The 25,926-nt window shown below is 63.4% G+C and carries 27 protein-coding genes; 13 read left to right on the forward strand and 14 right to left on the reverse strand.

Annotation, left to right across the window (positions count from 1 at the left end):
- Nucleotides 1-48: 48 nt before the first annotated feature.
- Nucleotides 49-840, reverse strand: coding sequence for a cytochrome c oxidase subunit II (locus tag ACI3KW_RS15355; RefSeq protein ID WP_404848783.1), 792 nt, complete (start codon nucleotides 838-840; stop codon nucleotides 49-51).
- 369 nt (nucleotides 841-1,209) lie between these two features.
- Here ACI3KW_RS15355 and ACI3KW_RS15360 point away from each other — a divergent pair, with 369 nt between their 5' ends.
- The gene (locus tag ACI3KW_RS15360) at nucleotides 1,210-1,506 is read left to right on the forward strand and encodes a DUF2934 domain-containing protein (protein ID WP_404848784.1); all 297 of its coding nucleotides are present in this window, start codon (nucleotides 1,210-1,212) and stop codon (nucleotides 1,504-1,506) included.
- Between the two features lie 6 nt (nucleotides 1,507-1,512).
- On the opposite strand, the gene ACI3KW_RS15365 is transcribed toward ACI3KW_RS15360, so the two are convergent.
- Together ACI3KW_RS15365 and ACI3KW_RS15370 are read right to left on the reverse strand one after the other, a co-directional pair.
- Nucleotides 1,513-1,938 (reverse strand): low affinity iron permease family protein, encoded by a 426-nt coding sequence (locus ACI3KW_RS15365; RefSeq protein WP_404848785.1) that lies wholly within the window; start codon nucleotides 1,936-1,938, stop codon nucleotides 1,513-1,515.
- 23 nt (nucleotides 1,939-1,961) lie between these two features.
- Nucleotides 1,962-2,372, reverse strand: coding sequence for a VOC family protein (locus tag ACI3KW_RS15370; protein WP_113120099.1), 411 nt, complete (start codon nucleotides 2,370-2,372; stop codon nucleotides 1,962-1,964).
- 155 nt (nucleotides 2,373-2,527) lie between these two features.
- Between ACI3KW_RS15370 and ACI3KW_RS15375 the strand changes: the two genes are divergently transcribed.
- Genes ACI3KW_RS15375 through ACI3KW_RS15390 form a run of 4 tightly spaced genes read left to right on the forward strand, consistent with a single transcriptional unit; the run spans nucleotide 2,528 to nucleotide 4,842 of the window.
- Nucleotides 2,528-2,851: a hypothetical protein gene (locus tag ACI3KW_RS15375; RefSeq protein ID WP_404848786.1), complete on the forward strand. Its 324-nt coding sequence runs from the start codon at nucleotides 2,528-2,530 to the stop codon at nucleotides 2,849-2,851.
- 56 nt (nucleotides 2,852-2,907) lie between these two features.
- Entirely contained in the window at nucleotides 2,908-3,246 is a 339-nt protein-coding gene (locus ACI3KW_RS15380; protein ID WP_404848787.1) for a hypothetical protein, read from the forward strand.
- A 25-nt stretch (nucleotides 3,247-3,271) separates the two neighbouring features.
- Nucleotides 3,272-3,880: a cysteine hydrolase gene (locus tag ACI3KW_RS15385; RefSeq protein ID WP_404848788.1), complete on the forward strand. Its 609-nt coding sequence runs from the start codon at nucleotides 3,272-3,274 to the stop codon at nucleotides 3,878-3,880.
- The gene (locus ACI3KW_RS15390; RefSeq protein ID WP_404848789.1) at nucleotides 3,877-4,842 is read left to right on the forward strand and encodes a TIGR03885 family FMN-dependent LLM class oxidoreductase; all 966 of its coding nucleotides are present in this window, start codon (nucleotides 3,877-3,879) and stop codon (nucleotides 4,840-4,842) included. Before ACI3KW_RS15385 ends, ACI3KW_RS15390 begins: the two co-directional genes overlap by 4 nt.
- On the opposite strand, the gene ACI3KW_RS15395 is transcribed toward ACI3KW_RS15390, so the two are convergent.
- From ACI3KW_RS15395 to ACI3KW_RS15415, 5 genes are all read right to left on the reverse strand, one after another.
- Entirely contained in the window at nucleotides 4,839-6,611 is a 1,773-nt protein-coding gene (locus ACI3KW_RS15395) for an alpha-amylase family glycosyl hydrolase (RefSeq protein ID WP_404848790.1), read from the reverse strand. The two genes, ACI3KW_RS15390 and ACI3KW_RS15395, sit on opposite strands and share 4 nt — an antisense overlap.
- A gap of 105 nt (nucleotides 6,612-6,716) precedes the next feature.
- Nucleotides 6,717-6,914 (reverse strand): hypothetical protein, encoded by a 198-nt coding sequence (locus ACI3KW_RS15400; protein WP_113120105.1) that lies wholly within the window; start codon nucleotides 6,912-6,914, stop codon nucleotides 6,717-6,719.
- A gap of 54 nt (nucleotides 6,915-6,968) precedes the next feature.
- Nucleotides 6,969-7,805: a hypothetical protein gene (locus ACI3KW_RS15405; protein WP_404848791.1), complete on the reverse strand. Its 837-nt coding sequence runs from the start codon at nucleotides 7,803-7,805 to the stop codon at nucleotides 6,969-6,971.
- Between the two features lie 24 nt (nucleotides 7,806-7,829).
- Nucleotides 7,830-8,573 (reverse strand): alpha-amylase family glycosyl hydrolase, encoded by a 744-nt coding sequence (locus ACI3KW_RS15410; RefSeq protein WP_404848792.1) that lies wholly within the window; start codon nucleotides 8,571-8,573, stop codon nucleotides 7,830-7,832.
- Nucleotides 8,574-8,614: 41 nt separating this feature from the next.
- On the reverse strand, nucleotides 8,615-9,508 hold the full coding sequence (locus ACI3KW_RS15415) for an SDR family oxidoreductase (protein WP_404848793.1): 894 nt from the start codon (nucleotides 9,506-9,508) through the stop codon (nucleotides 8,615-8,617).
- Between the two features lie 199 nt (nucleotides 9,509-9,707).
- Between ACI3KW_RS15415 and ACI3KW_RS15420 the strand changes: the two genes are divergently transcribed.
- A complete protein-coding gene (locus ACI3KW_RS15420; RefSeq protein ID WP_404848794.1) occupies nucleotides 9,708-11,345 on the forward strand; it encodes a metallophosphoesterase family protein in 1,638 nt (545 codons plus the stop codon).
- Here the strand turns inward: ACI3KW_RS15420 and ACI3KW_RS15425 are convergent.
- The 5 genes from ACI3KW_RS15425 to ACI3KW_RS15445 all read right to left on the reverse strand — a co-directional run bounded on the left by ACI3KW_RS15425 (nucleotide 11,342) and on the right by ACI3KW_RS15445 (nucleotide 16,458).
- Nucleotides 11,342-12,421: an ABC transporter ATP-binding protein gene (locus ACI3KW_RS15425; protein ID WP_404848795.1), complete on the reverse strand. Its 1,080-nt coding sequence runs from the start codon at nucleotides 12,419-12,421 to the stop codon at nucleotides 11,342-11,344. The two genes, ACI3KW_RS15420 and ACI3KW_RS15425, sit on opposite strands and share 4 nt — an antisense overlap.
- 5 nt (nucleotides 12,422-12,426) lie before the next feature.
- Nucleotides 12,427-13,320 carry a carbohydrate ABC transporter permease gene (locus ACI3KW_RS15430; protein ID WP_113120110.1) on the reverse strand — a complete coding sequence of 298 codons (894 nt, stop codon included), beginning with the start codon at nucleotides 13,318-13,320 and terminating at the stop codon, nucleotides 12,427-12,429.
- Nucleotides 13,320-14,177 carry a carbohydrate ABC transporter permease gene (locus ACI3KW_RS15435; protein WP_404848906.1) on the reverse strand — a complete coding sequence of 286 codons (858 nt, stop codon included), beginning with the start codon at nucleotides 14,175-14,177 and terminating at the stop codon, nucleotides 13,320-13,322. The genes ACI3KW_RS15430 and ACI3KW_RS15435 overlap by 1 nt, the downstream gene beginning before the upstream one ends.
- A 79-nt stretch (nucleotides 14,178-14,256) precedes the next feature.
- The gene (locus tag ACI3KW_RS15440) at nucleotides 14,257-15,480 is read right to left on the reverse strand and encodes an ABC transporter substrate-binding protein (RefSeq protein WP_404848796.1); all 1,224 of its coding nucleotides are present in this window, start codon (nucleotides 15,478-15,480) and stop codon (nucleotides 14,257-14,259) included.
- 48 nt (nucleotides 15,481-15,528) lie between these two features.
- Nucleotides 15,529-16,458, reverse strand: coding sequence for a sugar phosphate isomerase/epimerase family protein (locus tag ACI3KW_RS15445; RefSeq protein ID WP_404848907.1), 930 nt, complete (start codon nucleotides 16,456-16,458; stop codon nucleotides 15,529-15,531).
- A gap of 233 nt (nucleotides 16,459-16,691) precedes the next feature.
- On the opposite strand from ACI3KW_RS15445, the gene ACI3KW_RS15450 reads away from it, so the two are divergent.
- Together ACI3KW_RS15450 and ACI3KW_RS15455 are read left to right on the forward strand one after the other, a co-directional pair.
- Complete coding sequence (locus tag ACI3KW_RS15450; RefSeq protein ID WP_404848797.1) at nucleotides 16,692-17,759, forward strand: LacI family DNA-binding transcriptional regulator; 1,068 nt, start codon at nucleotides 16,692-16,694, stop codon at nucleotides 17,757-17,759.
- A gap of 24 nt (nucleotides 17,760-17,783) precedes the next feature.
- Nucleotides 17,784-19,442, forward strand: coding sequence for a GMC oxidoreductase (locus ACI3KW_RS15455; protein ID WP_404848798.1), 1,659 nt, complete (start codon nucleotides 17,784-17,786; stop codon nucleotides 19,440-19,442).
- Between the two features lie 125 nt (nucleotides 19,443-19,567).
- Here the strand turns inward: ACI3KW_RS15455 and ACI3KW_RS15460 are convergent, their stop codons facing one another.
- Nucleotides 19,568-20,479: a LysR substrate-binding domain-containing protein gene (locus tag ACI3KW_RS15460; protein WP_404848799.1), complete on the reverse strand. Its 912-nt coding sequence runs from the start codon at nucleotides 20,477-20,479 to the stop codon at nucleotides 19,568-19,570.
- Between the two features lie 109 nt (nucleotides 20,480-20,588).
- Between ACI3KW_RS15460 and ACI3KW_RS15465 the strand changes: the two genes are divergently transcribed.
- The 5 genes from ACI3KW_RS15465 to ACI3KW_RS15485 are packed head-to-tail and all read left to right on the forward strand — an operon-like array spanning nucleotide 20,589 to nucleotide 25,787.
- A complete protein-coding gene (locus tag ACI3KW_RS15465; protein WP_404848800.1) occupies nucleotides 20,589-21,560 on the forward strand; it encodes an ABC transporter substrate-binding protein in 972 nt (323 codons plus the stop codon).
- A gap of 54 nt (nucleotides 21,561-21,614) precedes the next feature.
- Nucleotides 21,615-22,955 (forward strand): MATE family efflux transporter, encoded by a 1,341-nt coding sequence (locus ACI3KW_RS15470; RefSeq protein ID WP_404848801.1) that lies wholly within the window; start codon nucleotides 21,615-21,617, stop codon nucleotides 22,953-22,955.
- A complete protein-coding gene (locus ACI3KW_RS15475; protein WP_404848802.1) occupies nucleotides 22,952-23,959 on the forward strand; it encodes a FecCD family ABC transporter permease in 1,008 nt (335 codons plus the stop codon). Before ACI3KW_RS15470 ends, ACI3KW_RS15475 begins: the two co-directional genes overlap by 4 nt.
- Nucleotides 23,956-24,990 (forward strand): FecCD family ABC transporter permease, encoded by a 1,035-nt coding sequence (locus ACI3KW_RS15480; protein ID WP_404848803.1) that lies wholly within the window; start codon nucleotides 23,956-23,958, stop codon nucleotides 24,988-24,990. The genes ACI3KW_RS15475 and ACI3KW_RS15480 overlap by 4 nt, the downstream gene beginning before the upstream one ends.
- 8 nt (nucleotides 24,991-24,998) lie before the next feature.
- Nucleotides 24,999-25,787 (forward strand): ABC transporter ATP-binding protein, encoded by a 789-nt coding sequence (locus tag ACI3KW_RS15485; protein ID WP_404848804.1) that lies wholly within the window; start codon nucleotides 24,999-25,001, stop codon nucleotides 25,785-25,787.
- The last annotated feature ends 139 nt before the right edge of the window (nucleotides 25,788-25,926 follow it).

The raw sequence follows: 25,926 nt of genomic DNA on the forward strand, positions 1-25,926 counted from the left end.
TTGAAGTGCGGCCGTCTTATGCGGCCTGGCGCTTCAACACCCCCTGGTTCAGGAGGACAGGCTGGCAAATGTCGACTGCGACGTCAGCCATTCCTGGTATTCTTCGTCGGTGACCACCGTGACGGTGCCGCGCATATAGGAATGCCCGACGCCGCAGAGTTCGGCGCACAGAATTTCGTAGGTGCCCGTCTTGGTCGGGGTGACCCAGAAATAGGTCACCGAGCCGGGGATCATGTCCATCTTGGCGCGGAATTCGGGCACGTAGAAATCGTGCAGCACATCGACTGAGCGCAGCAGAAAGCGGACCGGTTTGTCGACCGGCAGGATGAGCTCACCCCCTTCGATCAGCAGATCGTCTTGCCCCAGCGGGTCATTGGGGCTCACCCCCAGCGTATTGTCGCCGCCGATCAGGCGATTGTCGGCGGCGCCCAGCTTGCCGTCGGCGCCTGGCAGGCGGAAGCTCCACAGCCATTGCTGGCCGATCACCTCGATATCGGTGGCGGTATCGGGCACTTCGACATATTGCGCCCACACGAACAGGCCCGGGGTCAGCATGGCGATGACGCCGCCGGCGGTGAGGGCAGTCAGCCAGCCTTCGAGCCGCTTGTTTTCGGGTTCGTAACTGGCCTTCCGGCCTTCCTGATGGCGGAAGCGATAGAGGCAATAGGCGACGAACAGCACGACGGCGGCAAACACCGCGCCGGTAATGACGAAGGTCAAAACCAAAGTGTTGTCGATATAGCCCCAGTTCGATGCCAGGGGGGAAAACCACCATGGACTGAAGACATGGAACGCCACCGACGCGACGACGATAACCACCATAATGACGGCAACGATCATGATCCCTCACCTTCCATCCGGCGGGAGAGATCGCGGTGCAACGGCCGGCAAGCATCCGCCGTGAACGAGCGGACCTGGACGGCCATGATTTCGCACTTTGGTCATAGGCATGGCCACGCTCCTTGCATCACCCCCTCCGGTGACCTCAATGCAGGAACAGACACGACGCTAGACAGTGAGGAGCATCGATCGTTGCGGTGCGGCTCACTCGAGGGGAAGGCTGTCATTGACTTGAGAAAATGTCAACGTGCTGCCGCAGCACCCGATTTGGACTTTCCGGTACCATCATAGCTTATCCCGGCTGAACTAAATGCGGCTCCCGAGCATTGCTCTAGTGGAGTGTTCCCCGCTCAACCGGAGGATGGCAGAATGGCTGACGACAATGATCCGTGGGTAGACAGAGATTTCGAGGCGGCGGTGCGGGACACGGCCTATTTCCTCTGGGAAAATGATGGCCGCCCGTTTGGGCGCGAGAAGGAATATTGGTTTGCAGCGCTCGACAAATGCCTGCGCCAGCGCGACGCCGATGCCCTGCTGCGGCAAGGGCTGGATGGCGGCGAGCGGCCGGCGGATGACAATATCGATGATCTGGGCCGGCCGGTGACCAATCCGCGCGGCAAGCGGCTGGAGCAGCCGCTGGACAATGACGACGCAGCGCGCAAATAGCGCCATTTAAGGCGCGGGCGAGACCTTGGCGCGGGTGGTGCTTTTGCGCTTGGGCTGATCCACATCGTCCGGCGCGTCTTTTGCCGCCCGTTCCAGATCCTGATGCAATTGCTTGATCTCATGCTCGCTGAGCCGTTCGGCGCCGATAAAGGCGTTCTTGGCCGCCTTGCTGGCCAGGATCAGATCATCGAGCTTGGCGTGCAGGGCCTCGCTGTCCCGGTTCTGGGTATTTTGCAGCACGAAGACCATCAGGAAAGTGATGATCGTGGTGCTGGTATTGACCACCAATTGCCAGGTTTCGGAAAAGCCGAAGAACGGGCCTGATACAGCCCAGACGATGACGCCCAGCAACGCGACGCCGAAGGTCAGAGGCTTGCCGGCTGCGTGGGAAACGCCACCGGCAAACCGCGTAAAGATGTTCTTTTGCGACAAGGTTTTCACCTCCTTGTTCCGGGCTAACCCACTGCCTTGCGCGGCGGAATGACGTAGCGCGCATGCGGCGTGGTCAGGTCGATCACGTGGCCGTCCAGGTCACGGATCACCGCGCGAACCTGCTCGCCGAAGGTCACTGGTTCCTCGATGATTTCCACCTCGAAGGGGCGGATCGCGTCAACCGCGGCGGGAACATCATCGACCACGATTTCCAGATACGAACCCTGGGCCACGCCCCGTGCGGCGCGGGGTACGAATTCGCTCACCCAATCGATCAGGCCCAGTTGAAACGGGCTGTCCGGCTGGGTGGCCAGCACCACATACCAGGTTTCGGTATGCACCTGCCGGAAGCCGCACAGCGCCCGATAGAATTCGGTGCTGGCGGCAATGTCGCGGGTCAAAAGATTGGTCGAAATACGATGGGCAATGGCCATCCGGAATCCTCCGTTTTGCACGAAGCTTTGTAGGAGGCCAACGGCGCTGGCGTGGGGAAGGTTGCATGCAGGCCGCCGACCAGGCCCACGGTTTTCGCGCAACATCCGGGCCGGGCAATGCGTTGGTCCTCCTTCAAACAATGAGGAGACAGATCATGCGGACCCATCGCACTTTTGCATCCATTGCCCTTGCTGCCAGCCTGGGCCTTTCCCCCATGGCCATGGCGCAGGAGCATGTCATCGGCGGGCAAACCGTAGCCGCCGACCAGGTCGACGCTATCCAGGAGCGCTGCGACGAGTTGCGTTACCAGCAGGGCACGACCGGAACGCAGACGCCGGAAACCACGATGACCGAAGCCCCGGCAACCGATGCAGCTGCCGCTGATCAAAGCGCCCAGGCCGGAGCGGTCGATCTCGAAAACCTGACCATCGCCATGTGCGACGAAGGCGGCTTCGCAGCCTCCGAGGAGGCGAACTAGCCGGGCGCGGGAACGAAACAGCGGGGTTCCCCCTTGTCTGGGCACAGGAGGACGCGATGCAACGCTTCCGGCAAATAGCCAAGGGGGAAGACGCCCCCGATGCCGTCACCATCGGCATCGAGCGCGACGCAGCGGGCGCCATTCTGGCGGCCGTGTGGTGGCCATCGCGGGGTGATGTGGACGCCGATGAGGTGACCTATCACTCCGTCGCCGAAGCGTTCGACGCGGCGCAGGCCGCCAAGGATCTGCACGGCTTTGCCGAGATCGTGGTGACGCTGCAAAGCAATGATCTGTGGCGTCCCGAATGGGGCGAATTGCAGCCGGCGGGCGCGGCATTGAGCGAGGACGAAGTCTTCGAACTGGCCCGCGCCATCGAGGCCAGCCGCGATGCCTGACCCCGGCGTGGTTTAGCGGAGATCGATGGTGCTGGATCGCGAACTGGATTGCCGCTGGGCTCATATTTGCGTCGACATGCAAGCGCTGTTTGCCGAGGAAACCGATTGGTACGCCCCATGGCTCAAGCGTGTGCTGCCGGCGGTGGAAATGCTGGTGGAACGATCGGCCGAGCGCACCATTTTCACCCGCTTCGTGCCGCCGGAAACGCCCGCCCATGCCGTGGGCGCTTGGCAGGATTATTACCGGCGCTGGCCCGACATGACGCGCGAGAAATTGCCGCCCGAGCTGATCGACCTCACTCCGCCGCTCAAGCGGTTCGTGCCCCCGGCGCGAACCTTTGACAAGCCCATCTATTCGCCCTGGCTGGCCGGCAATTTGCACGGCTTCCTGCAATCGGCCGGGATAACCACTCTGGTGGTCAGTGGCGGGGAAACCGATGTCTGCGTGCTGGCGACGGTGCTGGGCGCCATTGATCTGGGTTATCGTGTGATATTGCCGCTCGATGCGCTGTTCGGTTCGGCCGACGCCACCCATGACGCCATGATTGGCATCTATCGCAGCCGCTTCCAGGTGCAATTGAGTATTACCAGCGTCGCGCAATTGTTCGAGTTCTGGCGGGAGGAGGCGATATGACCGCTTTGGGCTATCACGCCTCGCATGAGCAATTCTCGCCCTCAGCCTTGCTCGACTATGTCCGGCAAGCCGAGGCGGCCGGGTTCGATTGCGCGAAATCCTCCGACCATTTTCATCCCTGGAGCGAGCGGCAGGGCCAGTCCGGCTTTGCCTGGTCCTGGCTGGGCGCGGCCATGCAGGCCACGTCATTGCCCTTCGGCATCATCTCGGCACCGGGTTATCGCTACCATCCCGCCATTCTGGCCCAGGCCGCGGCAACCATTGCCGAAATGTTTCCGCGCCGGCTCTGGCTGGCTTTGGGCAGCGGCGAGGCGCTCAACGAGGCGATTACAGGGCAGGTCTGGCCCGACAAGGCGGAGCGCAATGCGCATCTGCTCGAAAGCGTCGCGGTGATGCGGGCACTGCTGGCCGGCGAGACGGTGACCCACCGCGGACGGGTGGACGTCGTCGAAGCACGGCTTTACACGCGGCCCGCCGAACCGCTGCCGCTTTACGGTGCGGCCGTCACGCCGGAAACGGCGGCTTTCGTGGCCGGCTGGGCCGATGGCCTCTTGACCATGGGCGGGGACATCACGACCGTGCGGACGGTGATCGAAGCGTTCCGCAGCAATGGCGGCGCGGGCAAGCCCGTGCATCTGCAACACGCTTTGTCCTGGGCGCCCGCCGAAGCAGAGGCGCTGGCCAATGCGCTGGACCAATGGGGACCCGTTGCCGCCGGTGGCGATGTCAGCTGGAAGCTCAGCCAACCCTCCGAGTTCGATACGGTGGCACGTCTCGTTACCGAAGACGCCATTCGCCGCTGCGTGGCGGTATCGGCCGATCTGGGCCGGCACCGCCAATGGCTCGCCGACCTGATGGCGCTCGACGTCACGGCGGTGCAGCTGCATTGCGTGGGCCGTAACCAGCCCGAATTTATCGAGGCGTTCGGGGCGCACGTGCTGCCGGATTTGCGCGCGATCTAGGGATCGCGCTGCCAGGACCAGCATACCGCGCTCCACGCTCCCAGCCGCAAGACCTCGCCTTGCTGGGAGAATTCGCCGGTAGCGACAGGCGGGCCGGCAATGACGCAGGCAATATCGGCCGGCCGGTCCGCAGCATTGAGTGCCATGGTCAGCACGCCAGCCTCGAAAATCCAGCTGACGACGATGGCGGTGTCCTGCCGGCCGGTGCGCGCGTCGAGACATAGCGTGGCCGATAGCGGCCAGAGCAGGCTGCGCCGCCAGGACGCGAGCTTGCGAAAGCGCTCCAGCGCCGCCAGGCGTTCGGGATTGGCATAATCGGCCCAATCCAGCTTGGCACTGTGGAAGGTCTCGGGCGCATTCGGATCGGGCAGGCCGCCATCTTTCACGTCTTCCTCGAAGGTTTCCCGCATCTGCTTATAGCGGTCCGCCCGTTTGGGTGCGGCGGCGGCCTCGGGCAGATCGATGAAGAACGGGAACGGCGTGCGCAGATGCGCGTCCTCGCCCATGAAGAAGAGCGGGATTTGCGGCGCCAGCATCACCACAAAATGCAGGAAATCCAGTTTTTCGGCGCTGATCCGGTCCGGCAGGCGCTTGGCATCCGCGCGATTGCCGATCTGGTCGTGGTTCTGCACATAGGACACAAAGGCGTCGAGCGGCAGCCGGCTGGCTGGTTCGCCCCGGGTTGTGCCGTCGCTGTCGCCATTGGCTTCTCCATCATGCACGAAGCCGTCGGCGAGGCCCTTTTCGAGGTCGGCTATGGCGTCCTTGGAGCCGTCGGCATAGCCGTTCTTGTCCTCGCCGGTGACGAGGTAGTTGAGCACGTGGTGAATGTCGTCATTCCACTGCGCGGAGAAATCCAGCGGCCGTCCCCGCTGGTCGCGGTCGAGCCAGGAGGCGATATTGTCCATGTTCTCGATGATCAGCTTGGCATCGCTTTTGACCGCGCGGGCCGATTTGGCGAGCCCTTTCAGAAACACGCTGCGCGCGGCGGTCTTCATCTCATGCACGGAGTCAAAGCGCAGGCCGTCGAAATCCAGCTCATCCAGCCACATGCGGGCGTTTTCGTAGTAGAATTGCCGCACCATCTCGTGGGTGAAGTCGATGCCGGGGCCCCAGGGTGTCTCGACTTCATCGTCGAACCATTCCGGCGCATAGCGCTGGATGAAATTGTCGAAATCGCCGAAATGATTGTAGACGACGTCAAGGATCAGGCAGAGCCCCAATTCATGGGCGCGATCGACCAGTTGGCGTAGCTCGTCGCGGCTGCCATAGGCCTCGGCCGGGGCAAAGATCAGCGTGCCGTCATAGCCCCAATTGCGCGTGCCCGGAAATGCGTTGATCGGCATGATTTCGAGCGCGGTGAAACCGGCATCGCGGAAATGCTCAAGCCGGTTGGCCAGACCCCGGAAGGTGCCTTCGGGGGAAGCCGTGCCGACATGCACTTCGCATAGAATGGTCTCATGCCAGGGCCGCAGCGGCTGGTCGCGGCCGCTCGGCTGTAACGGAGGCAACACAATGCTCCAGCCTGCCGTGCCGCCATCCTGCTGCCGCGCGGCAGGGTCGGGAAATTCCAGCTCGCCCGCGCGGAATTTGTAGCGGGTTCCGGCGCCGCAATCGGGGACGCGCGCGGACCAGAATCCTTTCTCGCCTTTATCGAGCGCAACAGGCGGTCTGTCGGGAAATATCACTTCAATAGTTTTGGCGCTGGGCGCCCAGAGGCGGAATTCGGTGGCCGAGCCCTCAAGACGGGGGCCGAAGAGAGACGTCATGGCGGGTTATCCAATTGGGAATGCAGCCATAAACGAGCGGACGCGGCGGAGCGTTCCGCGCTTGCTGTATGATCAGTGGCTGCATGCGCCGGGATCGGGGCCGCCCTATTCGGAACCGCGCTGGGAGGTCTTTTCGAGTTCGGCAACCTCGGCCAGCAATCGCTCGCGCGGCTGGCCGTCCGGTTGTGCGGGAGCCGATGCCTCGGCCAGCGCCTGGGCCAGCACTTCCTTGAGCCGATCGGGCCCCGCGGCATAATGCTGGTCGACCAGAACCTTGGCCAGCAGCGTGAAGTCGGTGGTCATGGTTTCACCTCTTCGTCTTGCCTGAGCTAAACGCGCCTTGATCGCAGCGGTTTCCTAAGCGGGCCAATTCCGCTTGGCGCCTTGCAGCCAGCGATAGTCATAGGGTGGCAGGGACAAGGCCAATGTGTCGTGGACATCGAACGTGTCCCGGCCAAGCAGGTCGGATAGCTGGGCCGAGAAATGCTCGCCGAAGCCGAGCGCAATATCCTGCTTCTGGCCGGACAGGTTATGGGCGAGCAGCACCAGATTGACGCCGTCCCCAACCGCCCGGACATGCACTGCCGGATTGTCGTTCGATACCGGCAAGGCGCGGCCGCGCAGCAGTTTGCTCACGCCGCGCTTGGCGCGGATCAGCGCCTTGACCTGGCCGAGCAGGGAGGCCGGATCGTCCGCCTGCTGCGTGACATTGACGTGGCGATAGGCAAAGCGGCCCTCATCAATCGCCGGCTGGATGAGCTTGGATGGCGCGGCTTTGGAAAAGCCGCCATTCTTGCCAGAGGTCCATTGCATGGGCGAGCGGACCGACACGCGGTCGGGTTGGGAGAGATCGTCGCCCATGCCGATTTCATCGCCATAGACCAGCACGGATGCGCCGGGCAGCGACAGGGTCAGGCTCAGCGCCATGGCGATGCGCTGGCGATTGCCATCCAGCATCGGGGCGATGCGCCGCCTGATGCCCCTGTCATGCACCACGGCCTTGGGGTCTTTGGCAAAGGCGGCAAAGGCCTCCGCCCTGACATCGGACGGCACTTGCGAGAAATCCAGCTCGTCCAGGTTGCGCAGGAAATTGGCCCAGCCACAATCGGGCGGCGGCTCGGGCAACAGGTCCAGTGCCTCGGAAATGCGCCCGGCCTGTTCAGTGGCGAGCCCGGCAAAGACGTAGCAGGGCAACAGGAAATTAAAGAGCAGGCCGAGCTAGTCGCCCTGGCCGAAATAGCGCCCGGTTTCGGCGGGCGGCAAATTGACCTCGCCCACCAGCCGGCCGCCTGGACGGCGGTCCTGAATATAGGTGTTGAACCGTTGCAGCACGCCATCGGGATTGTCCGGATCGGCCGAGGATAACCCGTTCTGACCGATGACAAACGGAATGGCGTCCAGCCGGAACCCGGCGACCCCCAGCGACAGCCAATAGTCCATGACATGTTCGATGGCATCGAGCACGGCCGGATTGCCGGTATTGAGATCGGGCTGGAAGCGATAGAACTTGTGATAATAAAAAGCATGCGCGACCTGGTCATAGGTCCAGATCGTGGGCTCGTCGTCGGGAAAGACCGACTGATCGTCGGGTTTGACGGGTGGGGCCTCCCCGCTCCAGACGTAATAATCCCGAAACCGGGAGCGCTCGTCGCGCCGTGCCGCCTCAAACCAGGGGTGCTCGTCGGAGGTGTGATTGACCACGAGGTCAATGATCACCCGGATACCGCGCTCGCCCGCTGCATGCAGGAAATCGAGAAAATCCTGGGTCGTGCCCAGCCGTGGATCGATGCGGTAATAGTCGCTGACGTCATAGCCATTGTCCCGGCCGGGCGAGGCAAAGAATGGCAGTAGCCAGATGCAGGTCGCGCCCAGATCGGACAGATAGGGGATTTTGCTGGTCAGGCCGGGAAAGTCACCAATGCCGTCGCCATCGGCGTCAGCACCGCTTGACGTCGATGGCATAGAACACCGCATCGAGATACCAGGGTTCCTCATGCGCCATGCTAGGCGATGCCCTTGCCGCCGGTGACCCCGAACACCTCGCCGGTTATGAAGCTGGCTTCCTGGGAGGCCAGCAGGACATAGATCGGCGCCAGTTCGACCGGCTGTCCCGGCCGGCCAAAGGCGCTGTCCTGCCCAAAGGTTTTGACCTTTTCGGGGAATTGACCGCCGCTGGGCTGCAGCACCGTCCAGAACGGACCAGGCGCCACCGCGTTGACGCGAATGCCTTTCTCGATCAGCTGTTCGGCCAGCGCCTTGGTATAGGCCGCAATGCCGGCCTTGGTGGTGGCATAGTCGAGCAGGTGAGCCGATGGTTCATAAGCCTGGATCGAGGTGGTGGTGATCACCGCTGCGCCCGGCGGCAGATGCGGCGTCGCGGCCCGGGCCAGCCAGTGCAGGGCGTAAAGATTGGTCTTCAGCGTCTTGTCGAAATCGGCCGAGGTGACCTCCTCGACCGATTCCCGCGCCTGCTGCCGGGCCGCATTGATGACCAGGATATCGAGCCCGCCCAATTGCTCCACCGCATCGGCGACGATGGATTTGCAGGTTTGCTCATTTGAAATATCGCCGGGCAGGGCCACGGCCTTGGTGCCGGCTTTTTCGATATAGCCGATCACCTCATTGGCGTCCTCGATCTCCTCGGGCAGGAAATTGATCGCCACATCGGCGCCCTCGCGGGCATAGGCGATGGCGGCCGCCCGGCCGATGCCCGAATCGCCGCCGGTGATCAGCGCCTTGCGGCCCAATAGCCGCCCGAAGCCTGCATAGCTCTCCTCGCCATGATCCGGCGCAGGCTCCATTTTGCCCACAATGCCCGGCGGCGATTGCGGCTGGGCGGGAAAGGGCGGAGCAGGATATTGGTGGCGGGGATCCTGCATGGTGAAGCGGTCGGGCATGGTTGTCCTCCGTGAAAAACTCCAGGGACCAATGCCTCAACGGCGCAAGTGTTCCCCACTCTTTCCACGCGTTTTGCCCTGCCCGCCGCTTCTGCATTGACCATTTTGCACGCGCGTGCAAAGACGGTTTTGCATTGGAGTTGACTAAGATGAGCGTCGCGCTGGAGCAGACCATGGAAACCGCCGATCCGGCTTCGGCATGGATTTGGGAAGCCCGGCGGGGCCAGCCAGCGTGATGCGTTTTGCCGTTATTGCCGATCCGCATTTCCATGATGCCGGGTTCACCGGGGCCGGCGATCAGCTGTTCCTGCGCAGCCTGATCGACACGGCTGAATCCACCCGCGTGTTCAACGAAAGCGCGCCGGCCTTCCGCGCTGCACTCGACCAGATTGCCGCCGATGGCATCAAGACGGTCATCATCGTGGGCGATCTGACCGATGACGGGCAGGCCTATGCGGTGGATGGCGCGGTGGCTTTGCTCGAGAGCTACACGGCCAGGTTCGGCATGCGCTTCTTCATGACGGTGGGCAATCACGACCTGTTCGCCCGCGCCGGGCGGCATCAATCCAAGCGCATCCTGCGCACAGATGGGCGCTATGACCTGGTGACCAGCGATATTGCGGCAAGCGATCCCCAGGCCGCGAGCCGTGTGGTGACCGAAGCCATGTTTGCCGGCGGTTACGATCGCGTCGTGCCCGCCTTGGGCCAGATGGGCTTCATGCGCCACCCCGAGGATATCCACTGGGAAAGCCCCTTTGGCAGCGACGATGCGCTGGCCAGCCGGCTTTATACCGCAACCTCAGAAAACGGCAGCCAAAGCGTGGACACGGTCGACGCCTCCTATCTGGTGGAGCCGCTGTCGGGCCTGTGGCTGCTCTCGCTCGACGCCAATATCTATCGCCCGGAGGGCGACGGATTTGCCGATTGCTCGGAGGCAGGCTGGAACGCCGCACTGGAGCTCAAGCCGCATCTATTGGCCTGGGCCGCCGATGTTGCGGCGCGGGCGCAGCAATTGGGCAAGCAATTGGTGGTGTTCTCGCATTATCCGGTGGTCGATCCGCTCAATGGCACGATTGACGAAGAACTGGCTCTGCTGGGTAAAACCACATTCGCGCGCCGCATGCCCGCGCCGGTGGTGTCGGAAGCGTTCCTCCAGGCGGGGGTAAAGCTGCATTTCAGCGGCCATTGGCATATCAATGACACGGCGCGCTTCGCGGCTGATAGCAGCTATCTGCTCAACCTGGCGGTGCCGGCGCCGGTAGCGTTTCCGCCGGCCTACAAGCTCTGCGAATTATCGGCGGAAACGCTGCAGGTCGAGACCGTGATGCTGCGCGATGTGGCCGGCTATGATGTGGGCTTTGCCCGCTATGCCGCCGAATGCGCGGTGACGGGCTATGACGATGAGGGGCTGCGCGCGGCAGGCGATCATTTCGGCTTCATCAGCCGGCATCTCGATCTACTGGTACGCGACCGCTACCTGCCGCGCGAATGGCCCGAGGACCTGCGCCGCATGGTCGAAAGCGTCAATCTTGGCGCTTTGGCGCAACTGGCCGGTGGCGTGCTGGCGCCCGACATGGCAGCATTGCCGTTCATGGCGGCGGTGGTGGATTGGTACAAGCTGCGCAAGGCCAGCGATCTGGCGCTGGCCGATATCGGGGCCACCCGGCTGGCGGCCTATGCCGATCTCGCCGCACTATTTGCCACGCGCGATTGGCCGGAGGGATCGGTCGAGCGGCAACTGGGCCGGTTTTTTGGCATGATGGTGCGCTATGGGACCCGGCTGCCCGCCACGCGCTTCAAGGTGGATCTTGCCAGCGGGGCGGTGACCCCGGACTAAAGCCGCTTGCCGGTAGCGCTGTCGAAATAGGACGCAGTGGCGAGGTCGAGGCCCAGCGTCACGCTGTCGCCAACCGCCCCGGCAAAATCGCCCGGCATGCGCACGCTGAAGACGCCGCTTTCAGCCTCACACCACAGGATCGTGTCGGGACCCATGGCTTCGATCACGCTGACCTTGGCGGCAAAGCCCGGCAGGCCCGAAGCGGTTCCAAGCACAATCTGTTCGGGCCGCAACCCGGCGATGGTGGTGCGTTCCTCACCGGCCTGCGCCGCTGCTTGGGGCAGCTCGAACGTGCCCAATTCCGAACGAAAGAACGTCTTGCCCGCCTTGGGCAGCAGCGCGCCCGAGATCAGGTTCATGGCTGGCGAACCGATAAAGCCGGCGACGAACAGATTGGCCGGGCGGTGGTAGATTTCGCGCGGGCTGGCCAATTGCTGGATGACGCCGTCGCGCATGATGGCGATGCGGTCGGCCAGCGTCATGGCTTCCACCTGGTCATGGGTCACGTAGATCATGGTGCTCCCCAGTTCCTGGTGCAGCTTCTTGATTTCGACACGCAACTCGGTGCGCAATTTGGCGTCGAGATTGGAGAGCGGTTCGTCAAAGAGGAAGATGTCGACATCCCGCACCAAAGCCCGCCCGATTGCCACGCGCTGGCGCTGGCCGCCGGACAGTGCGGCCGGGCGGCGCTGCAGATAGGGCTCGAGCTGCAGGATTGCCGCCGTGCGCTTGACCCGACGGGCGATTTCGTCCTTGGCCATGCCGGCCACCTGCAGCCCGAAGCTGAGGTTCTTTTCGACATTCATATTGGGGTAGAGCGCATAGGACTGGAATACCATGCCGATGCCGCGGTCCTTGGGATCGGCCCAGGTGACGTTGCGCTCCCCAATCCAGATTTCGCCATCCGAAAGATCGGACAGACCGGCAATGGCATTGAGCAGGGTGGATTTGCCGCAGCCCGACGGCCCCAGCAGGACGAGGAATTCGCCGGCGGCGATTTCGAGATCGAAATCCTTGACCACGGCGGTGCTGCCATAGCCGATAGCGACGGAACGCAGGGAAACGGGAACGGGCATGGCAGCTAACCTTTTACGGAACCGGCAGTGATGCCGCGGACGAACCAGCGGCCGGAGACGAAGTAGGCGACCAGCGGAACGAGCGCGGTCAGCACGGTCGCGGCCATATGGACATTGTATTCCCGCTGGCCGGTCGTGGTGGTGACGATATTGTTGAGTTGCACCGTCATGGGGAGATTGTCGCGGCCGGCAAAGACCAGGCCGAGCAGGAAATCGTTCCAGATGCCGGTCATCTGCATCAGCCCGGCCACCACCAGCATGGGCAGCGACAGCGGCAGCATCAGCGCAAAGAAGATGCGCCAAAAGCCGGCCCCATCGACGCGCGCCGCCTTGAACAGCTCCACCGGAATGGCGGCATAGTAATTGCGGAACAGCAGCGTGGTCAGCGGCAGGCCGAACACCACATGCACCAGCACGATGCCGCCCAGCGAATTATAGAGCCCGAGGGCCGCGGTGGCGCGCACCATGGGAAAGAGGAAGATTTGCAGTGGGATAAAGCCGCCAATGGTGATGGCAGCAAACAGCAGCTTGGAGCCCGGCGGCTTCCAGAACGAGAGGGCATAGCCGGTGACGGCGCCGAGCAGCACCGACAGGATGGTGGCGGGCACGGTGATCTTGACCGAATTCCAGAAGCCGACGCTGACGCCGTTGCAATTCACCCCGGCACAGGCGCTCGACCAGGCCTTGAGCCAGAAGGACCAGTCGAGCATATGCGGCAGGGCAAAGATCTGCGCCGAGCGGATTTCGCCCATGCTCTTGAACGAGGTGACGATCATCACATAGGCCGGCAGCAGGAAGAACAGCGCGGCGATGAGCAGAAAAGCATAAAGGCCGATGCGCGCAGTGGTCAGCCGTTGCGGGCGCTGGCCACGGGCCGTGGCGGGAAAGGGATCGCGCATCAGAGCCTTCCGTTCTGGCGGCGCGCCCAGATATCGCGCGCATAAAGAATGGGAATGGTGACGGCCATCACGGTGAACAGCATCACGGTGGCGCCGGCGGTGGCGAGGCCCAGATCCTGGCGGGCGAACAGGCTGTCCATGATGAACTTGGCCGGCACTTCGGTGGATTGGCCGGGGCCGCCATTGGTCAGCGCCACCACCAGATCAAAGGTGCGCACCGCGCCCATGGTCAGCAGCATGAAGGCGGTCGCCACAGAGGGACCAAGCTGGGGCAGCACGATGGTGAAATAGGTGCGCCACATCGGGATGCCCTCGATGCGGGTGGCGCGCCACAGATCCGCGTCGATGCCGCGCAGCCCGGCCAGCATGAGCACCATGACCAGCCCGGCGCTCTGCCAGATGCCGGCCAGTGCCACCGCATAGATGGCCATGTCCGAGCGGGTGGTCCAATCGAAGGTGAACCAGCCCAGTCCCGCGGCGCGCGCCGTGGCCTGGATGCCGATTTCGGGGTTCATCAGCCATTGCCACATCAGGCCGGTGACGATGAAGGACAGCGCGTAGGGATAGAGAAACATGGTGCGCCAGGCGCTTTCAAAGCGCACGCGGCGATCGATGGCTATGGCGAGCAGCAGGCCGACCACCATGGCGCCCAGCACGTAAACCACGCCGAAGGTCAGCACGTTCTCGATGGAATTGGACCAGCGCGCGGTGCCGAACAGGCGCTGATACTGCGACAGGCCGGCAAACTCGTTGGACGGCAGCATGCGCGACTTGGTCAGCGAGATCTGCACCGTCCACACGGTAGTACCCAGATAGACCAGGAGGATAATCAGCCAGGCCGGCGTCAGCGCCGCCATGGCGGCCACCGGCAGGCGAAGCCTGCCGATAGCCTTGGGTCGGGCGGGGGGTGACGCAATGGAGCGCGCGCCCGATTGATCAACCATTGGCGAAAGCGGCCTTGTATTGCTCGATAAAGGCTTCGCTGGTCATCGAAGGATCGGCAAAGAAGGCGCCCACGGCATCCTTGAAGCCGCCATTGATGGCGGGCGAGAGCGTCATGGCGGCGTCGGGAACGATCTTGTCCTGCTTGACCAATTCGACGGCCTTTTGCGCACAGGCATCAAGGCCGGAGGTGTCCACATCGGTGCGGATCGGCAGCGAGCCCTTGAGCGCCGAGAAATCGGCCTGCACCTTGGGGTCAAGTATGGTTTCGGCCAGCAGCGCCTGCGCCTTGTCCTCGTCGGCATTGCCGGTCTTGGGGAAGGTAAAGGCATCGGCGAGGAAGATCAGCGAATCCGTGCCCGGGGTGAGGGCGCAGCCATAATCGACGCCGGGCTTCTCGCCGGCCGTGGTGAATTCGCCCTTGATGAAGTCGGACAGCAATTGCACCCCGGCTTCGTCGCGGATCACCATGGCGGTAGCGTCATTCCAGTTGCGGCCGGCGGCACCGGCATCGACATAGTCGCGCATGCGGCCAAAGACATTGACCGCCTCGGCAAATTGCGGCGTGTCGATGACCGACAGGTCGCTGTCCTTATAGAGCCGGGTAAAGGCCTCGGCGCCAATGGTGGAGAGCACCACGGCATGAAAGACGATGCCTTCCTGCCAGGATTGGCCGCCCCAGGCGATCGGCACCAGGCCCGCCGCCTTGATCTTGTCCATGGCGGCGAAAAATTCGTCCCAGCTGGTCGGGGCTTCGGTGATGCCGGCCTTTTCGAACACCGGCATGGAATAGAACATCCAGCTGCCCGCATGCATGCCGGTGGGCGCCATATAGACCTTGCCGTCCACGGTGATGGCGTCGAGCACCACCTGGGGCACCACGCCATCGGGCACGGCGGTGTGGAAGGCGGTGTCGATGTCGTTCATCAACCCTTGCGCGATCAGTTCGGTAACTTCGGGCCCGGCAACGGCAGTCTTGGCGGTCGGCGGATCGCCGGCAAGCAGGCGGCTGATATAGGCGGCGTTGGCGCTTTCAAAACCAGCCACGGACCAGTCGACCCATTTGCCGCCACGCGCGGTAAAGGCATCGGAGATGACCTTGACCGCGGCGGCTTCACCACCCGACGTCCAGGAATGGGCGACTTCGGCGGTGAGGTCCTGGGCCTGGGCGGCCGAAACCAGCAACAGGGCGGTGAGACTAGGCAGGAGTAGACGCATTGGGGGTAGTCCTTCCTTGCACAGAGCGAGCGGGCGGGCCGTCGCGCTTTAGCCGATGATGGGGAGCAGAGCGGTCTCGACGAATTGCCGTGAGGCGATCATTTCGGACAGGGGATCGGCGGCGGCATCCAGTTCAAGGACGGCCCAGCCGGAAATATTGTGGTCGCGATACATGCGGGCCCAGGCCGGCCAATCCACGCGCCCCGCGCCCAGGCGGCAGAAATAGGCCTGGTGGCTATCGTGGATGCTGGCATCGATGGGAATATCGAAGGGCATGACGCCGGTGGCGTCTTTCCAATGCGCCACGACCAACCGGTCGATATGGCGGGTGGTAACCACGACCGGATCGGCGCCCGAACCCAGCAGGTGGGCGGCATCAGGGCAGAAGCCGACATAGAGCGGGTCGGTCAACAGCATGAAGAGATCGACATCGCGCGAGGTGCAGAACACCGAATGGGCCTCGGTATGGAGGGCGAGTTTGACCCCCTGGCGCAGCGTCAGCGCGCCCAGCTCGTTGATCACTTCGGCGATGCGCTGGGCATAGGGCAGGTCGACAAATAGCGGCGGTTCGGCGTCGCGGGTGCGGCGCATGGGCAGGCCCACCACCATGGCATCGCCGCCGCAGGCGGCAATCACTTCGGCATACGCTTTGACCAGATCGAACAGCTTGGAGCGGACCGCCGGATCGGCAATGTCGCTGCCATGTTCGAGATCGGCAAAGAAGCCGCTGGCCAGCGTCAGCCCGCGCTGTTCCATGGCCCGGGAGAAGCCGGCAACGGAACCGAAAGTCTTGATCGCGTGCTGCCAGTTGAACGGGGAAAAGGTGGGCTCGATACCGCGCAGCCCGGCTGCAGCGACAGTGTCGAGAATTTTGTTCCAGAACAATTCAGGTTTTGATTCGGCCAGAGCAAGAATGTCGCCGTGATTTCCAACACCCCAGAATTCAGGGTGGAAGAAAGTTACAAGATCAACTGCCATGTCTATTTTGGCGTTCAGCGTCACGGCGCGCTCCTACTCGACGCCGGCAAAACATTGCGGCGTTTTGTTATATCGATCTGAATGTTTTTGGATTGGCAATCGATTGCCAACGCGATATTGATTGCACATGGCGTTTTGGTGCGCAAGCGGAAAAACTGCACCAAAATTAGGCTTAGCTACGTGTTTGACGGCGCACGATTTTTACCGGCAAGAAGGGCGGAGGAGGGATAGCGATGAGCAAAAAATCAACGCCTGACCGGATATCTGCACCGTCCGTTGCCGATGTGGCGCGCGAGGCTGGGGTGGCACCATCCACGGTCAGCCGCGCACTGACCATGCCGGGGCGAATCGCCGAGCCGACCCGCCTCAAGGTCGAGGCCGCCGCCCGCAAGCTGGGCTATATCGTCAACCAGACCGCGCGCAATCTGCGCATCGGGCAGACGCGCACCATCATGATCGTGCTGCCCGATGAGCTCTACATCGGCGCCTCCCAGACCGTGCTCGAAGTGCTGCGCTCGGCGGCTGCAGCTTTGACGGCGCGCGGCTATTCCTTAGTCATCGCCAATGTTTCCCGCGAAGCCCAGACCGACGAGCATATTCTGGCGCTGGCCTTTGGCGGCACGATATCGGGTGTGCTGCTGATGGCAACGCCTGTCCCCAGCATCGGTGATCGCAACCTGTTGCAGGCCGGCCTGCCGCTGGTCTCGCTGCATTTCGACATGAGCGCCCAGAATGTGCCCAGCGTGATCAGCAATGACAGCGCGGCGATCGGGGAGGCCGTGGAGGCCATGGTCGGCCTGGGCCACAGCCGATTTCTCTATATTCACGGCCGGCCGGACAATTACCACGACGTCGAACGCCTCAAGGGCGTGCGCCTCGCCCTGCAGCGTAGCGGCCTCGCGCCGGATGACCTTAGCACCATGCAGGGGGATTTCAGCTTCAGCGGCGGCATCAATGCCGGGCAGCTTTATCTGTCCCTGCCGCCGCAGGAGCGCCCAACCGCGGTGGTTTGCGCCAATGACGACACCGCCATCGGCTTTATCAAAACCGTCGTCGATGGCGGGCTGAGCGTGCCGGGCGATGTCTCGGTGGTCGGCTTCGACGGCGCGGCCGTGGGTGCCTTCATGACGCCCAGCCTCTCCACGGTGCAGCAATCCACCGCCGAAATGGGGCGGCGCGCCGTCGATCTGGTGATCGACATGGCCCTTGGCGAACTCCCGAACCCACCCCTGCGGACCGAAGTGCCCTGCCAATTGGTGCTGCGCCAAAGCGTGCGCGCGCTGCTGCCCGATCCATCCTAGTTCCCCATCACAGAAAGCCGATAGATGTCTAAAGCCCAGTTCGACGCGATGGTTATCGGCTCAGGTGCGTCGGGCTCGTTTGCCGTCCGCGAATTGACCGCCCAGGGCCTCAAGGTCGTGCTGCTGGAAGCAGGGCCGGAAATCGGCCCCAGGGATTTCGAGGTCAAGAGCAAGATCCGGCAATCGGATATCAATCTGTGGCAACGCGCCAAGGCGACGTTGAGCGGGCAGGGGGTTCAGGCCCGCGCCGCCTATTTCGACATGCGCATGCGCAATCTGTTCGTCAACGATCGCCAGCATCCCTATACGACCCCGCCCGATGCCCCCTTCGTGTGGATCCGCGGCCGCCAGGCCGGCGGGCGCACCCATACATTCGGGCGGGCGCTGCTGCGCTGGACCGACGATGACTTCAAGACGCGCAGCCGCACCGGGCGCGGCGAGGATTGGCCGATTTCCTACAACGAGTTGGTGCCCTATTACGAAGAGGTGGAGCGCTGCCTCGAAATCTACGGCCGCGACGACAATGTCCCGACCCAGCCCGACAGCGTCTATACCCATGAGGCGCGGCTGACCGAGGCCGAGCAGCTGTTCAAGGCCGATCTCGAAGGCAAATGGCCGGATCGCCGGGTGATCACCTGGCGCTATATCGGGCCGGAACCGACCCGCATATTGCGCCCGCTGCGTGACGCCATGGCCAGCGGCAATCTCGATATCCGCTACAATGCCATTGCCCATAAGGTGCTCACCGACGAGCAGACCGGACGCGCCATCGGCGCCGAAATCATCGACCGGCTGACCGGCCAGCGCAGCACCATCACCGCCTCGGCCGTGGTGCTCTGTGCCTCTCCGGTCGAGAGCATCCGCCTGATGCTCAATTCGGCCTCGGCCCGCCATCCCAACGGGCTGGGCAATAGTTCGGGCACGCTGGGCCGCTATTTCATGGATCAATTGCCCTGCATCGCCACCGGCTCCTATCCCAGGGCCAAGGGCGCCGCGAGCGCCGATACCGCGCCGCCGGACCCGTTCTATGGCCCATCGGGGGGCATTTTCGTGCCTCGCTTTGTCGGAAAGGACGGCATGGCGGCAAGCGAATTCAATTTTCAGGGCTCGATCGGGCGCTATCCAACCGGCTCCTCGGGCCATGCGCGGCTGTCGTTCTTCGGCTTCGGCGTCATGCAGCCCACGGCCGAGAACCGCGTCACCATCGATCCCAAGCGCAAGGACGCCTGGGGCATTGCCGTGCCGCATATCCGCTGCAAGATGGGTGCCGCCGACGAGGCGACATTGACCAGGCAATTGGCTACCTTGACCGAAATGGTCGAAGAAACCGGCGGGGAGCTCGAATTCATCGGCTCGCCCCTGGGCCTGGTCGAAAAGGGTCGCGGCGCCTATCCCGATGCCGACCCGCTGAGCCGCTTCCTGTTCCGCCGCATGTTCACCAAGACCATGGTCATGGGCGCGGCGATCCACGAGGCCGGCGGCGCGCGGATGGGCCGCGCGCCCGACCAATCGGTGCTCAATGGCTCCAACCAGAGCTGGGACGTGCCCAATCTCTTCGTCACCGACGCCAGCGCCTTTGCCAGCAGCGGCGTGGCCGGCACTACGCTCACCATCATGGCCCTGACCATGCGCGCCTGCCGCCACTTGGCCCAGGAAATGAAGGCGGGCCGGCTTCAGGGGTAAGGCATACCTGGATGGTTGCTGACCCCTTGAACCCTCCTCGGCGCCTGCCATGATCGTTGATCATGGGCGAAGTTATTCACTTCTTCGCCGCCGGACTTTTTAACGCCAGGGGCGCTGTGGGTGTACTAGGCAGCAGCGATATCGAATGCGGCCTTGGCCGTGTCGTTCTGGGTTTGCAGCCATGAGACGAATTGGCCGGCGAGCAGGCTTTTGGGCGCATGGGCGAATGAATATGCGCCCACAATAGGCGCCACGTCGGCGCAGAGCGCGACGAGTTGCCCGCTCCGCAATTCCTTTTCGATGAAGGATGGACTGGCCTGGCCGACGCCTAATCCGGACAGGCAGGCGTCGATGGACGCCTCGTCGGTATCGAGCGTTATGCTGCCGCCGCGGGGGTGAAAGCCGATATCGGCCGCCGCACACCACCGCCGCCAGGACCATGCGTCGCCGGTATCGAGCAGTAATGGCAGGCCAAGCAGCTCGGCGGGTGCAAGGCTGCGTCCTCGCAAAGCCAGCAGTTGCGGTGAACACACGGCCATGGTGCGGTCGAGCAGGAAGGCCTGCGAGAGCGCGGTGGCATCGGTGGCTCTCACATAGGTCATGGTGATGTCGGCGGCTGCAGCATCGCCAAGCGCCAGTGAGTGGATGGCAATGTCGACGCCGGGATTTTCCTGGCAGAAGGAGCGGATGCGCGGGATCAACCACCGCCTGGCCAAGGTGATTGGAGCGCGGATCGATAGCTGCGAGCGATCCGGCACGATGGTGCTGGCGCCGGTCTGCAGCATCGCTAGGGCGCCGTTGACATGGGCGAGAAACCGGTGCCCGGCCTCGGTCAGCACGATCGAATTATGCCCGCGCCGGAACAGCTGGGACCCAAGGCTTTCCTCGAGCGATTTGATCTGCCGGCTGATGGCCCCCGGCGTCACGCATAATTCCCTGGCCGCCAGCGAAATGCTGCACAGCCTGGCCGCCGCCGAGAAGGCCGGCAAGGCGTTGAGCGATGGCAGGCGTCGCGACACTGATTGAGTTTTTGTCATGCAGGCGTGACGAGCTTTCGATTGCGTGGCGCCATTTGGGTGGTGTTATTGCGCTAACTTGACTTTGATGATCACATTTATCGGAGCCTGCGGGCATATGCAATTCTCGATGTCTTCCTTCATCTCTCCGGTTCGCGCTGGTGTCGCTGTCCTCGGTCTGGCGCTATTGGCCAGCACGGCTGCCGGGGCTCAGGAAATGTCATTCGTGGACGATCGCGGAATTGCCGTGACGGTGCCCGCCGGCGCCAAGCGCGTGGCGTCGGTGTCGTATTTTGCCGCCGATGTTGCTCTTGCCCTGGGCATCAAGCCGGTGGCAACGACCTATATGGTGGAGGGCCGCAACCCCGACTTCCTGCTCGATTACCTCGACGATGTGCCCCAGATCGGCCAGCGCGCCACGCCCAATCTGGAACTGCTGGCGCAAGCCAAGCCCGATGTCATCGTCGCCATGCGCCGCTATACCGAGGGCAATGCCGCCCAATACCAGAATATCGCGCCCTATCTGGCCTATAATCTGGAGCTCTTCTCCGACAGCGACCGCTCGATCACCCAATTGGCCACCATATTGGGCCAACCCGAGCGGGCCCAGCAGCTCAATGCCGACTTCAAGAAGCATATCGAGGAATTCGCGGCCCAGGCGCCGAAGGACGTGCATCCGCGCTTCCAGGTGATGTGGGGCGGCGACGCGCCATGGACATTCTACACCGAGAACATGACGGCCGCGATCGTCACTGCGCTGGGCGGCGAGAACATTGCCGGCCACAATCCGACCCCGCATATCCCGGATAATTTCGGCCTTGAGATGAGCCTGGAAGCCATGCTGGCCGCGGATCCCGAAGTCATCTTCGTCTATGATTACGGCCCCGATCGGCCGCACGAGAACAATCCGATCTGGCAGATGTTGTCGGCGGTCAAGAATAACCGGGTCTTCTATGTCGGGGACGAATGGGTCGAGGCGCATGGTCCGATTGCCCGCGAAATGGTGCTGCGCGAAGCCGCGCACTATCTCTATCCCGATACGTTCCCCATGCCCGATATCCGGGCCGAAGCGGCCAAGATCATCCCAGCAAGCGTTAAATAGCTGACCATGGCGGACCTCCGGGTCCGCCATTGCCTCCGCACAGGATTGCCGTTCTTGACCAATTCCCTGCCCAGCCTGCGCGAAGCCCGGCATATTGTTGGCCTGGCGCTGCCCCTGTCGCTGGTCCAGCTTGCCCAGGTGGCGATTTCCACGACGGATATCGTCATGCTGGGCTGGCTCGGTGGCGAAGCCCTGGCCGGCGGCGCGCTCGGTTTCTTCGCGTTCAACCTGCTCCGCACCATGGGTTTCGGGCTGATCGTTGGTATCTCCAATCTGGTGGCGGCCGACCAGCGCGAGGGTGTTGCCTCGGCCCATCTGCTCGCCGCGCTGATTGTGGCAAGCGGCACCGCCATGCTGGCCGCGGGCTGTTTTGTATTGGGTGGCGGAATGCTGGGGCAGTTGGGCCAGGACCCGGCCGTTGCGGCCATTGCCGCGCATTATCTCGTTCTGGTCGCACCCGGCATTTTCCCGCTCTTCTGGTTCTACGCCTATCGCGGGGTCGTGGTCGGCCGCAGAAAAACCAATTCGTTGTTGGTCATCACGCTGGCCACCATCGTGATCAACGCCGCCTTCGACTATGGCTTCATCTATGGCGCGTTCGGCCTGCCCAGACTGGGTGCGGCCGGTGTGGCGGCCAGCAGTTCCATCGCCTATCTGGTGCAGTTCGGAGCCATTGTGTGGGTCACGCATGCCTCGTTCCGCTTTGAGCGGCCGGTGGCGCGTGCCGATATCTGGCATTCGGTGCGTCGATTGCTGGCCATCGGCATTCCCACCGCGGGTTCCTACTGCTCGGAGGCCGGGTTCACCGCCGTCATCACCCTGATGGTCGGCACATTCGGCGCCGCGGCGTTGGCCGGCCATGCCGTGGTCAATCAAATCACCTATGTCGTCTTCATGCTGTCCATCGGATTGTCGCACGCGACCTCCATTGGGGTCAGTGAAGGTGTCGGGCGTGGCAATGCTGCCGCGGCACTGCGGGCGGGTCGTACCGGCCTGGTTGTCGTTGCCGCGATCATGGCGGTGTTTGCGGCGCTCTACTTGCTCTTCCCGCACAGCCTGCTTGCCGCTTTCGGCCTCGGCGACACGGCAGCGGTCACGACCGCGCTGACGCTGTTGCCGCTCGCCGCTGCCATGCAGATATTCGATGGCTTGCAGAATGTGGCGATCGGCGCCTTGCGCGGCGTACAGCGGGCCGGCATCGGCTTCTGGGTGACCATGGTGGGCTATTGGGTCGTCGGCGTGCCCGTGGCATGGCTGCTTGGATTGCAGTTCCATCTTGGACCGGCCGGCATCTGGATGGGATTGGCGCTGGGGCTCGTGGTCACGGCGCTGGGCATGGTCGTGACCTTTGAACGCAGCGCCATGGCACTTCCATCAGCGGCGGCTGCCGCATGAAGCCCGAACTGCGCTCCGCATCATTGGCTGCCATAGCACTGGCCCTGGCGATATTTGTCGGCTTTGCCGGGCTGCTGACCGGCGCCAAGCCGATGACGCTGCCTGCCGCCTTGGCTGCGGTGTTGTCGCCCAATCACGGACTGGATGGCGTTATCGTGTGGACCTTGCGGTTGCCGCGCAGCATTGCCGCCTTTCTGACGGGCGCAGGGCTGGCCGTATCGGGTGCACTGCTGCAATCGGTCACCCGCAATCCGCTTGCAGCGCCGGACCTGACCGGCGTCACGGCGGGCGCCGTGACCGTCATCGTATCGTGCTTTATTTTCCTGCCCGCGATTTCTTCGATCTACTACCCGCCGATCGGCTTTGCCGGGGGTCTGACGGCGGCCGCCGCCTGCTTGTGGGTGGCGCGCGGCGGTCAGGCGTCGCCACTCCACCTGGCGCTGGGCGGCATCACCATCTCGCTCTTTCTGGGCGGCATCACCACCTATGTTCTGCTGCTGGGCGGGCCGCAATCGCCATCCGTGCTGTTCTGGCTTTCGGGCGGATTGCAGGGGCGCTCCTGGGGGCATGTTGTCTTCATGCTACCCTGGGTGAGCATGGGCATTTTTGGTGCGTTGTTGAGCCACCGGATCATCGCCCTGCTTAAGCTGGGCGATGGGGTGGCCGCCGGCATGGGCGTGCGGCTCGGGCAATGGAAACTGCTGCTCTTGTTGTTTGCAGTCGCTCCAATTGCCGGGATTACCCCGGTTGCCGGTCCCATCGCGTTTATCGGCTTGGCCGTGCCGCATCTGGTACGGCTGATGAAGCCGGCCGGGGAGGCTTGGAGCATTGCCCTCAACCTTGCCTTTGGCGGCCTGATACTGGTTCTCGCCGATGTGCTGGCACGCACCATTGCCGCGCCCCGCGAATTGCCGATCAGCATCCTGACCGCGCTGATCGGCGGGCCGTTCTTCATCTATCTGGTGCAGCGCCGCAGCTTCGTCACGGCCGGAGCAGGGTCATGAACCTCGCCAGCACCATCCAGATCCGCTTTCCCGATTGGCCGCTCTGGATATTGGCGCCGATAGCCGTGCTGGCCGGCACGGCAGCGGTGTTCATGGGCGTCGTCAATATGCCGCCGGGCGAGGTGCTCAATGTCCTATTGGGGCACGGTTCGGCCGATGCCCGGTTGATCATCGGCGATATCCGCCTGCCGCGGGTGATCACCGGCCTATTGGCCGGCATCCATTTTTCGGTCGCGGGCCTGCTGCTGCAATCGATCACCCGTAATCCGCTGGCAGACCCATCGATCATGGGCGTTTCGCAGGGCGCGACGCTCGCCATCAGCATCTTCCTGTTTCTTGCCGTCTATGGCTTCGATTCAGATCCGAACGTGCTGTATTTGCTGCCGGTGCAGTGGCTGCCGCTGGTGGGCTGCCTTGGCGGCGGCCTGGCGGGTGTGGTGGTCTATTTCCTCGCCATGCGCCACGGCCTCAGCCCGCTCCGCGTCACGCTGTGCGGCATTGCCGTTGGCGCCGTGCTGCATGCCCTGGCCATGGGGATTATTTCGGGCTGGGGCACGGCGCGGCTCGAGATCGTCATGCAATGGCTGGCGGGAAGCCTTTATGCGCGGAGCTGGGATCATGTGGTTTTCCTGCTGCCATTCACGCTATTGGGGCTCTTGGCTCTACCGCTGCTGCGGCGGACGATTGACATGCTGCGCTTCGACGCAGATGTGGCCCGCTCGTTCGGGCTGAGCTATCGGCGCCAGTTCAGCATCATCCTGCTGATCGCCTGCATGCTCGCAGCCAGCGCGGTCGGCGCGGTCGGCCCGCTGATCTTTGTTGGGCTTGTCGTGCCCCATCTGGCGCGCTTCATCGCCGGGCGACGCTTTGCCCTGGTGCTGCCATTGACGATTTTTCTGGGGGCAACGCTGGTCGTGGTCGGCGACCTGGTCGGCCGTCTCAGCGGCGGCAGCCAGGAAATCCCTATCGGCGTCGTCACGGCCATTGGTGGCGCGCCAATCCTTTTATTCCTGCTGCGCCGCACCCCGTGAGACCCGCCATGTCGCTCCAATGCACCGATATCAGTGTCAGCTATGGCCGCCGGCAAGCGTTGCAGGCCCTGACCCTATCGGTGCAAAAGGGCGAGGTGCTGGCGCTGATCGGGCCCAATGGCTCGGGGAAAAGTACGGCCCTGCATGCCCTGGCGGGGCTAACGCGACCCGACAGCGGCAGCGTGGCGCTTGATGGCCGTGCCCTTGCAAGCTGGCGCCGCCGAGATCTGGCCAAACGGCTCTCCTTCCTGCCGCAGGCACCGATCGCGCCCGAGGAGATGTCGGTCGAGCAATTGGTCCGGCAGGGACGCTTTGCCCATGTCGGCCTTTGGCGCGCCTATGGACCGCGGGACCAGGCGGCCATCGATTGGGCGCTGGACAGCACGGGCCTCACCGATCTTGCCGGCCGGGGGCTACGCGAACTCTCGGGTGGCGAACGCCAACGCGCCTGGATCGCTGCCGCGCTGGCGCAAGAGGCCGAAATCCTCATCCTGGACGAGCCGACATCCTTCCTCGATATCGGTCATCAGGTCGAGGTGCTCGAATTGGTCGGGCGGCTGAGCCGCGATCGCGGGGTGACCGTCATTCTTGCCATCCACGACCTCAATCAGGCCATGATGGCTGCCGACCGGATCATATTGCTCGATCGCGGCAGATTATCCTTTGAAGGACCCGCGGGCCCCCTGGCGGCCAGCGGATTGATCGAGAAGACCTTTAATGTCCAGGGCCGTTTTGTCGATCTCGGCAATGGCGCAGCGCCACATTTCGACGTCGACCTGCGGCGCGGCCGGTCCTGACCTTAGCTAGGTCTCCTCCAGTACCCGTCATGAGCAGGTGCCGTTGATGCATTCGCGCCCAGCTCACGCAAGAAGCTTTGCCGGGCTCTCAGCCCCGGGGCGTAGGGGCATTCACCAGGGTCTGGGCCGGACATTCGTC

This window comes from Devosia sp. ZW T5_3 (genome assembly GCF_044987315.1).
GTDB lineage: Bacteria > Pseudomonadota > Alphaproteobacteria > Rhizobiales > Devosiaceae > Devosia.

Excerpts from the sequence above, each read along its gene's own strand:
- ACI3KW_RS15355 (WP_404848783.1), bottom strand. The coding sequence starts at position 840 with ATGATCGTTGCCGTCATTATGGTGGTTATCGTCGTCGCGTCGGTGGCG.
- ACI3KW_RS15360 (WP_404848784.1), top strand. The coding sequence starts at position 1,210 with ATGGCTGACGACAATGATCCGTGGGTAGACAGAGATTTCGAGGCGGCG.
- ACI3KW_RS15370 (WP_113120099.1), bottom strand. The coding sequence starts at position 2,372 with ATGGCCATTGCCCATCGTATTTCGACCAATCTTTTGACCCGCGACATT.
- ACI3KW_RS15375 (WP_404848786.1), top strand. The coding sequence starts at position 2,528 with ATGCGGACCCATCGCACTTTTGCATCCATTGCCCTTGCTGCCAGCCTG.
- ACI3KW_RS15380 (WP_404848787.1), top strand. The coding sequence starts at position 2,908 with ATGCAACGCTTCCGGCAAATAGCCAAGGGGGAAGACGCCCCCGATGCC.
- ACI3KW_RS15385 (WP_404848788.1), top strand. The coding sequence starts at position 3,272 with ATGGTGCTGGATCGCGAACTGGATTGCCGCTGGGCTCATATTTGCGTC.
- ACI3KW_RS15390 (WP_404848789.1), top strand. The coding sequence starts at position 3,877 with ATGACCGCTTTGGGCTATCACGCCTCGCATGAGCAATTCTCGCCCTCA.
- ACI3KW_RS15395 (WP_404848790.1), bottom strand. The coding sequence starts at position 6,611 with ATGACGTCTCTCTTCGGCCCCCGTCTTGAGGGCTCGGCCACCGAATTC.
- ACI3KW_RS15400 (WP_113120105.1), bottom strand. The coding sequence starts at position 6,914 with ATGACCACCGACTTCACGCTGCTGGCCAAGGTTCTGGTCGACCAGCAT.
- ACI3KW_RS15410 (WP_404848792.1), bottom strand. The coding sequence starts at position 8,573 with ATGCCATCGACGTCAAGCGGTGCTGACGCCGATGGCGACGGCATTGGT.
- ACI3KW_RS15415 (WP_404848793.1), bottom strand. The coding sequence starts at position 9,508 with ATGCCCGACCGCTTCACCATGCAGGATCCCCGCCACCAATATCCTGCT.
- ACI3KW_RS15420 (WP_404848794.1), top strand. The coding sequence starts at position 9,708 with ATGGATTTGGGAAGCCCGGCGGGGCCAGCCAGCGTGATGCGTTTTGCC.
- ACI3KW_RS15425 (WP_404848795.1), bottom strand. The coding sequence starts at position 12,421 with ATGCCCGTTCCCGTTTCCCTGCGTTCCGTCGCTATCGGCTATGGCAGC.
- ACI3KW_RS15430 (WP_113120110.1), bottom strand. The coding sequence starts at position 13,320 with ATGCGCGATCCCTTTCCCGCCACGGCCCGTGGCCAGCGCCCGCAACGG.
- ACI3KW_RS15435 (WP_404848906.1), bottom strand. The coding sequence starts at position 14,177 with ATGGCGGCGCTGACGCCGGCCTGGCTGATTATCCTCCTGGTCTATCTG.
- ACI3KW_RS15440 (WP_404848796.1), bottom strand. The coding sequence starts at position 15,480 with ATGCGTCTACTCCTGCCTAGTCTCACCGCCCTGTTGCTGGTTTCGGCC.
- ACI3KW_RS15445 (WP_404848907.1), bottom strand. The coding sequence starts at position 16,458 with ATGGCAGTTGATCTTGTAACTTTCTTCCACCCTGAATTCTGGGGTGTT.
- ACI3KW_RS15450 (WP_404848797.1), top strand. The coding sequence starts at position 16,692 with ATGAGCAAAAAATCAACGCCTGACCGGATATCTGCACCGTCCGTTGCC.
- ACI3KW_RS15455 (WP_404848798.1), top strand. The coding sequence starts at position 17,784 with ATGTCTAAAGCCCAGTTCGACGCGATGGTTATCGGCTCAGGTGCGTCG.
- ACI3KW_RS15460 (WP_404848799.1), bottom strand. The coding sequence starts at position 20,479 with ATGACAAAAACTCAATCAGTGTCGCGACGCCTGCCATCGCTCAACGCC.
- ACI3KW_RS15465 (WP_404848800.1), top strand. The coding sequence starts at position 20,589 with ATGTCTTCCTTCATCTCTCCGGTTCGCGCTGGTGTCGCTGTCCTCGGT.
- ACI3KW_RS15475 (WP_404848802.1), top strand. The coding sequence starts at position 22,952 with ATGAAGCCCGAACTGCGCTCCGCATCATTGGCTGCCATAGCACTGGCC.
- ACI3KW_RS15480 (WP_404848803.1), top strand. The coding sequence starts at position 23,956 with ATGAACCTCGCCAGCACCATCCAGATCCGCTTTCCCGATTGGCCGCTC.
- ACI3KW_RS15485 (WP_404848804.1), top strand. The coding sequence starts at position 24,999 with ATGTCGCTCCAATGCACCGATATCAGTGTCAGCTATGGCCGCCGGCAA.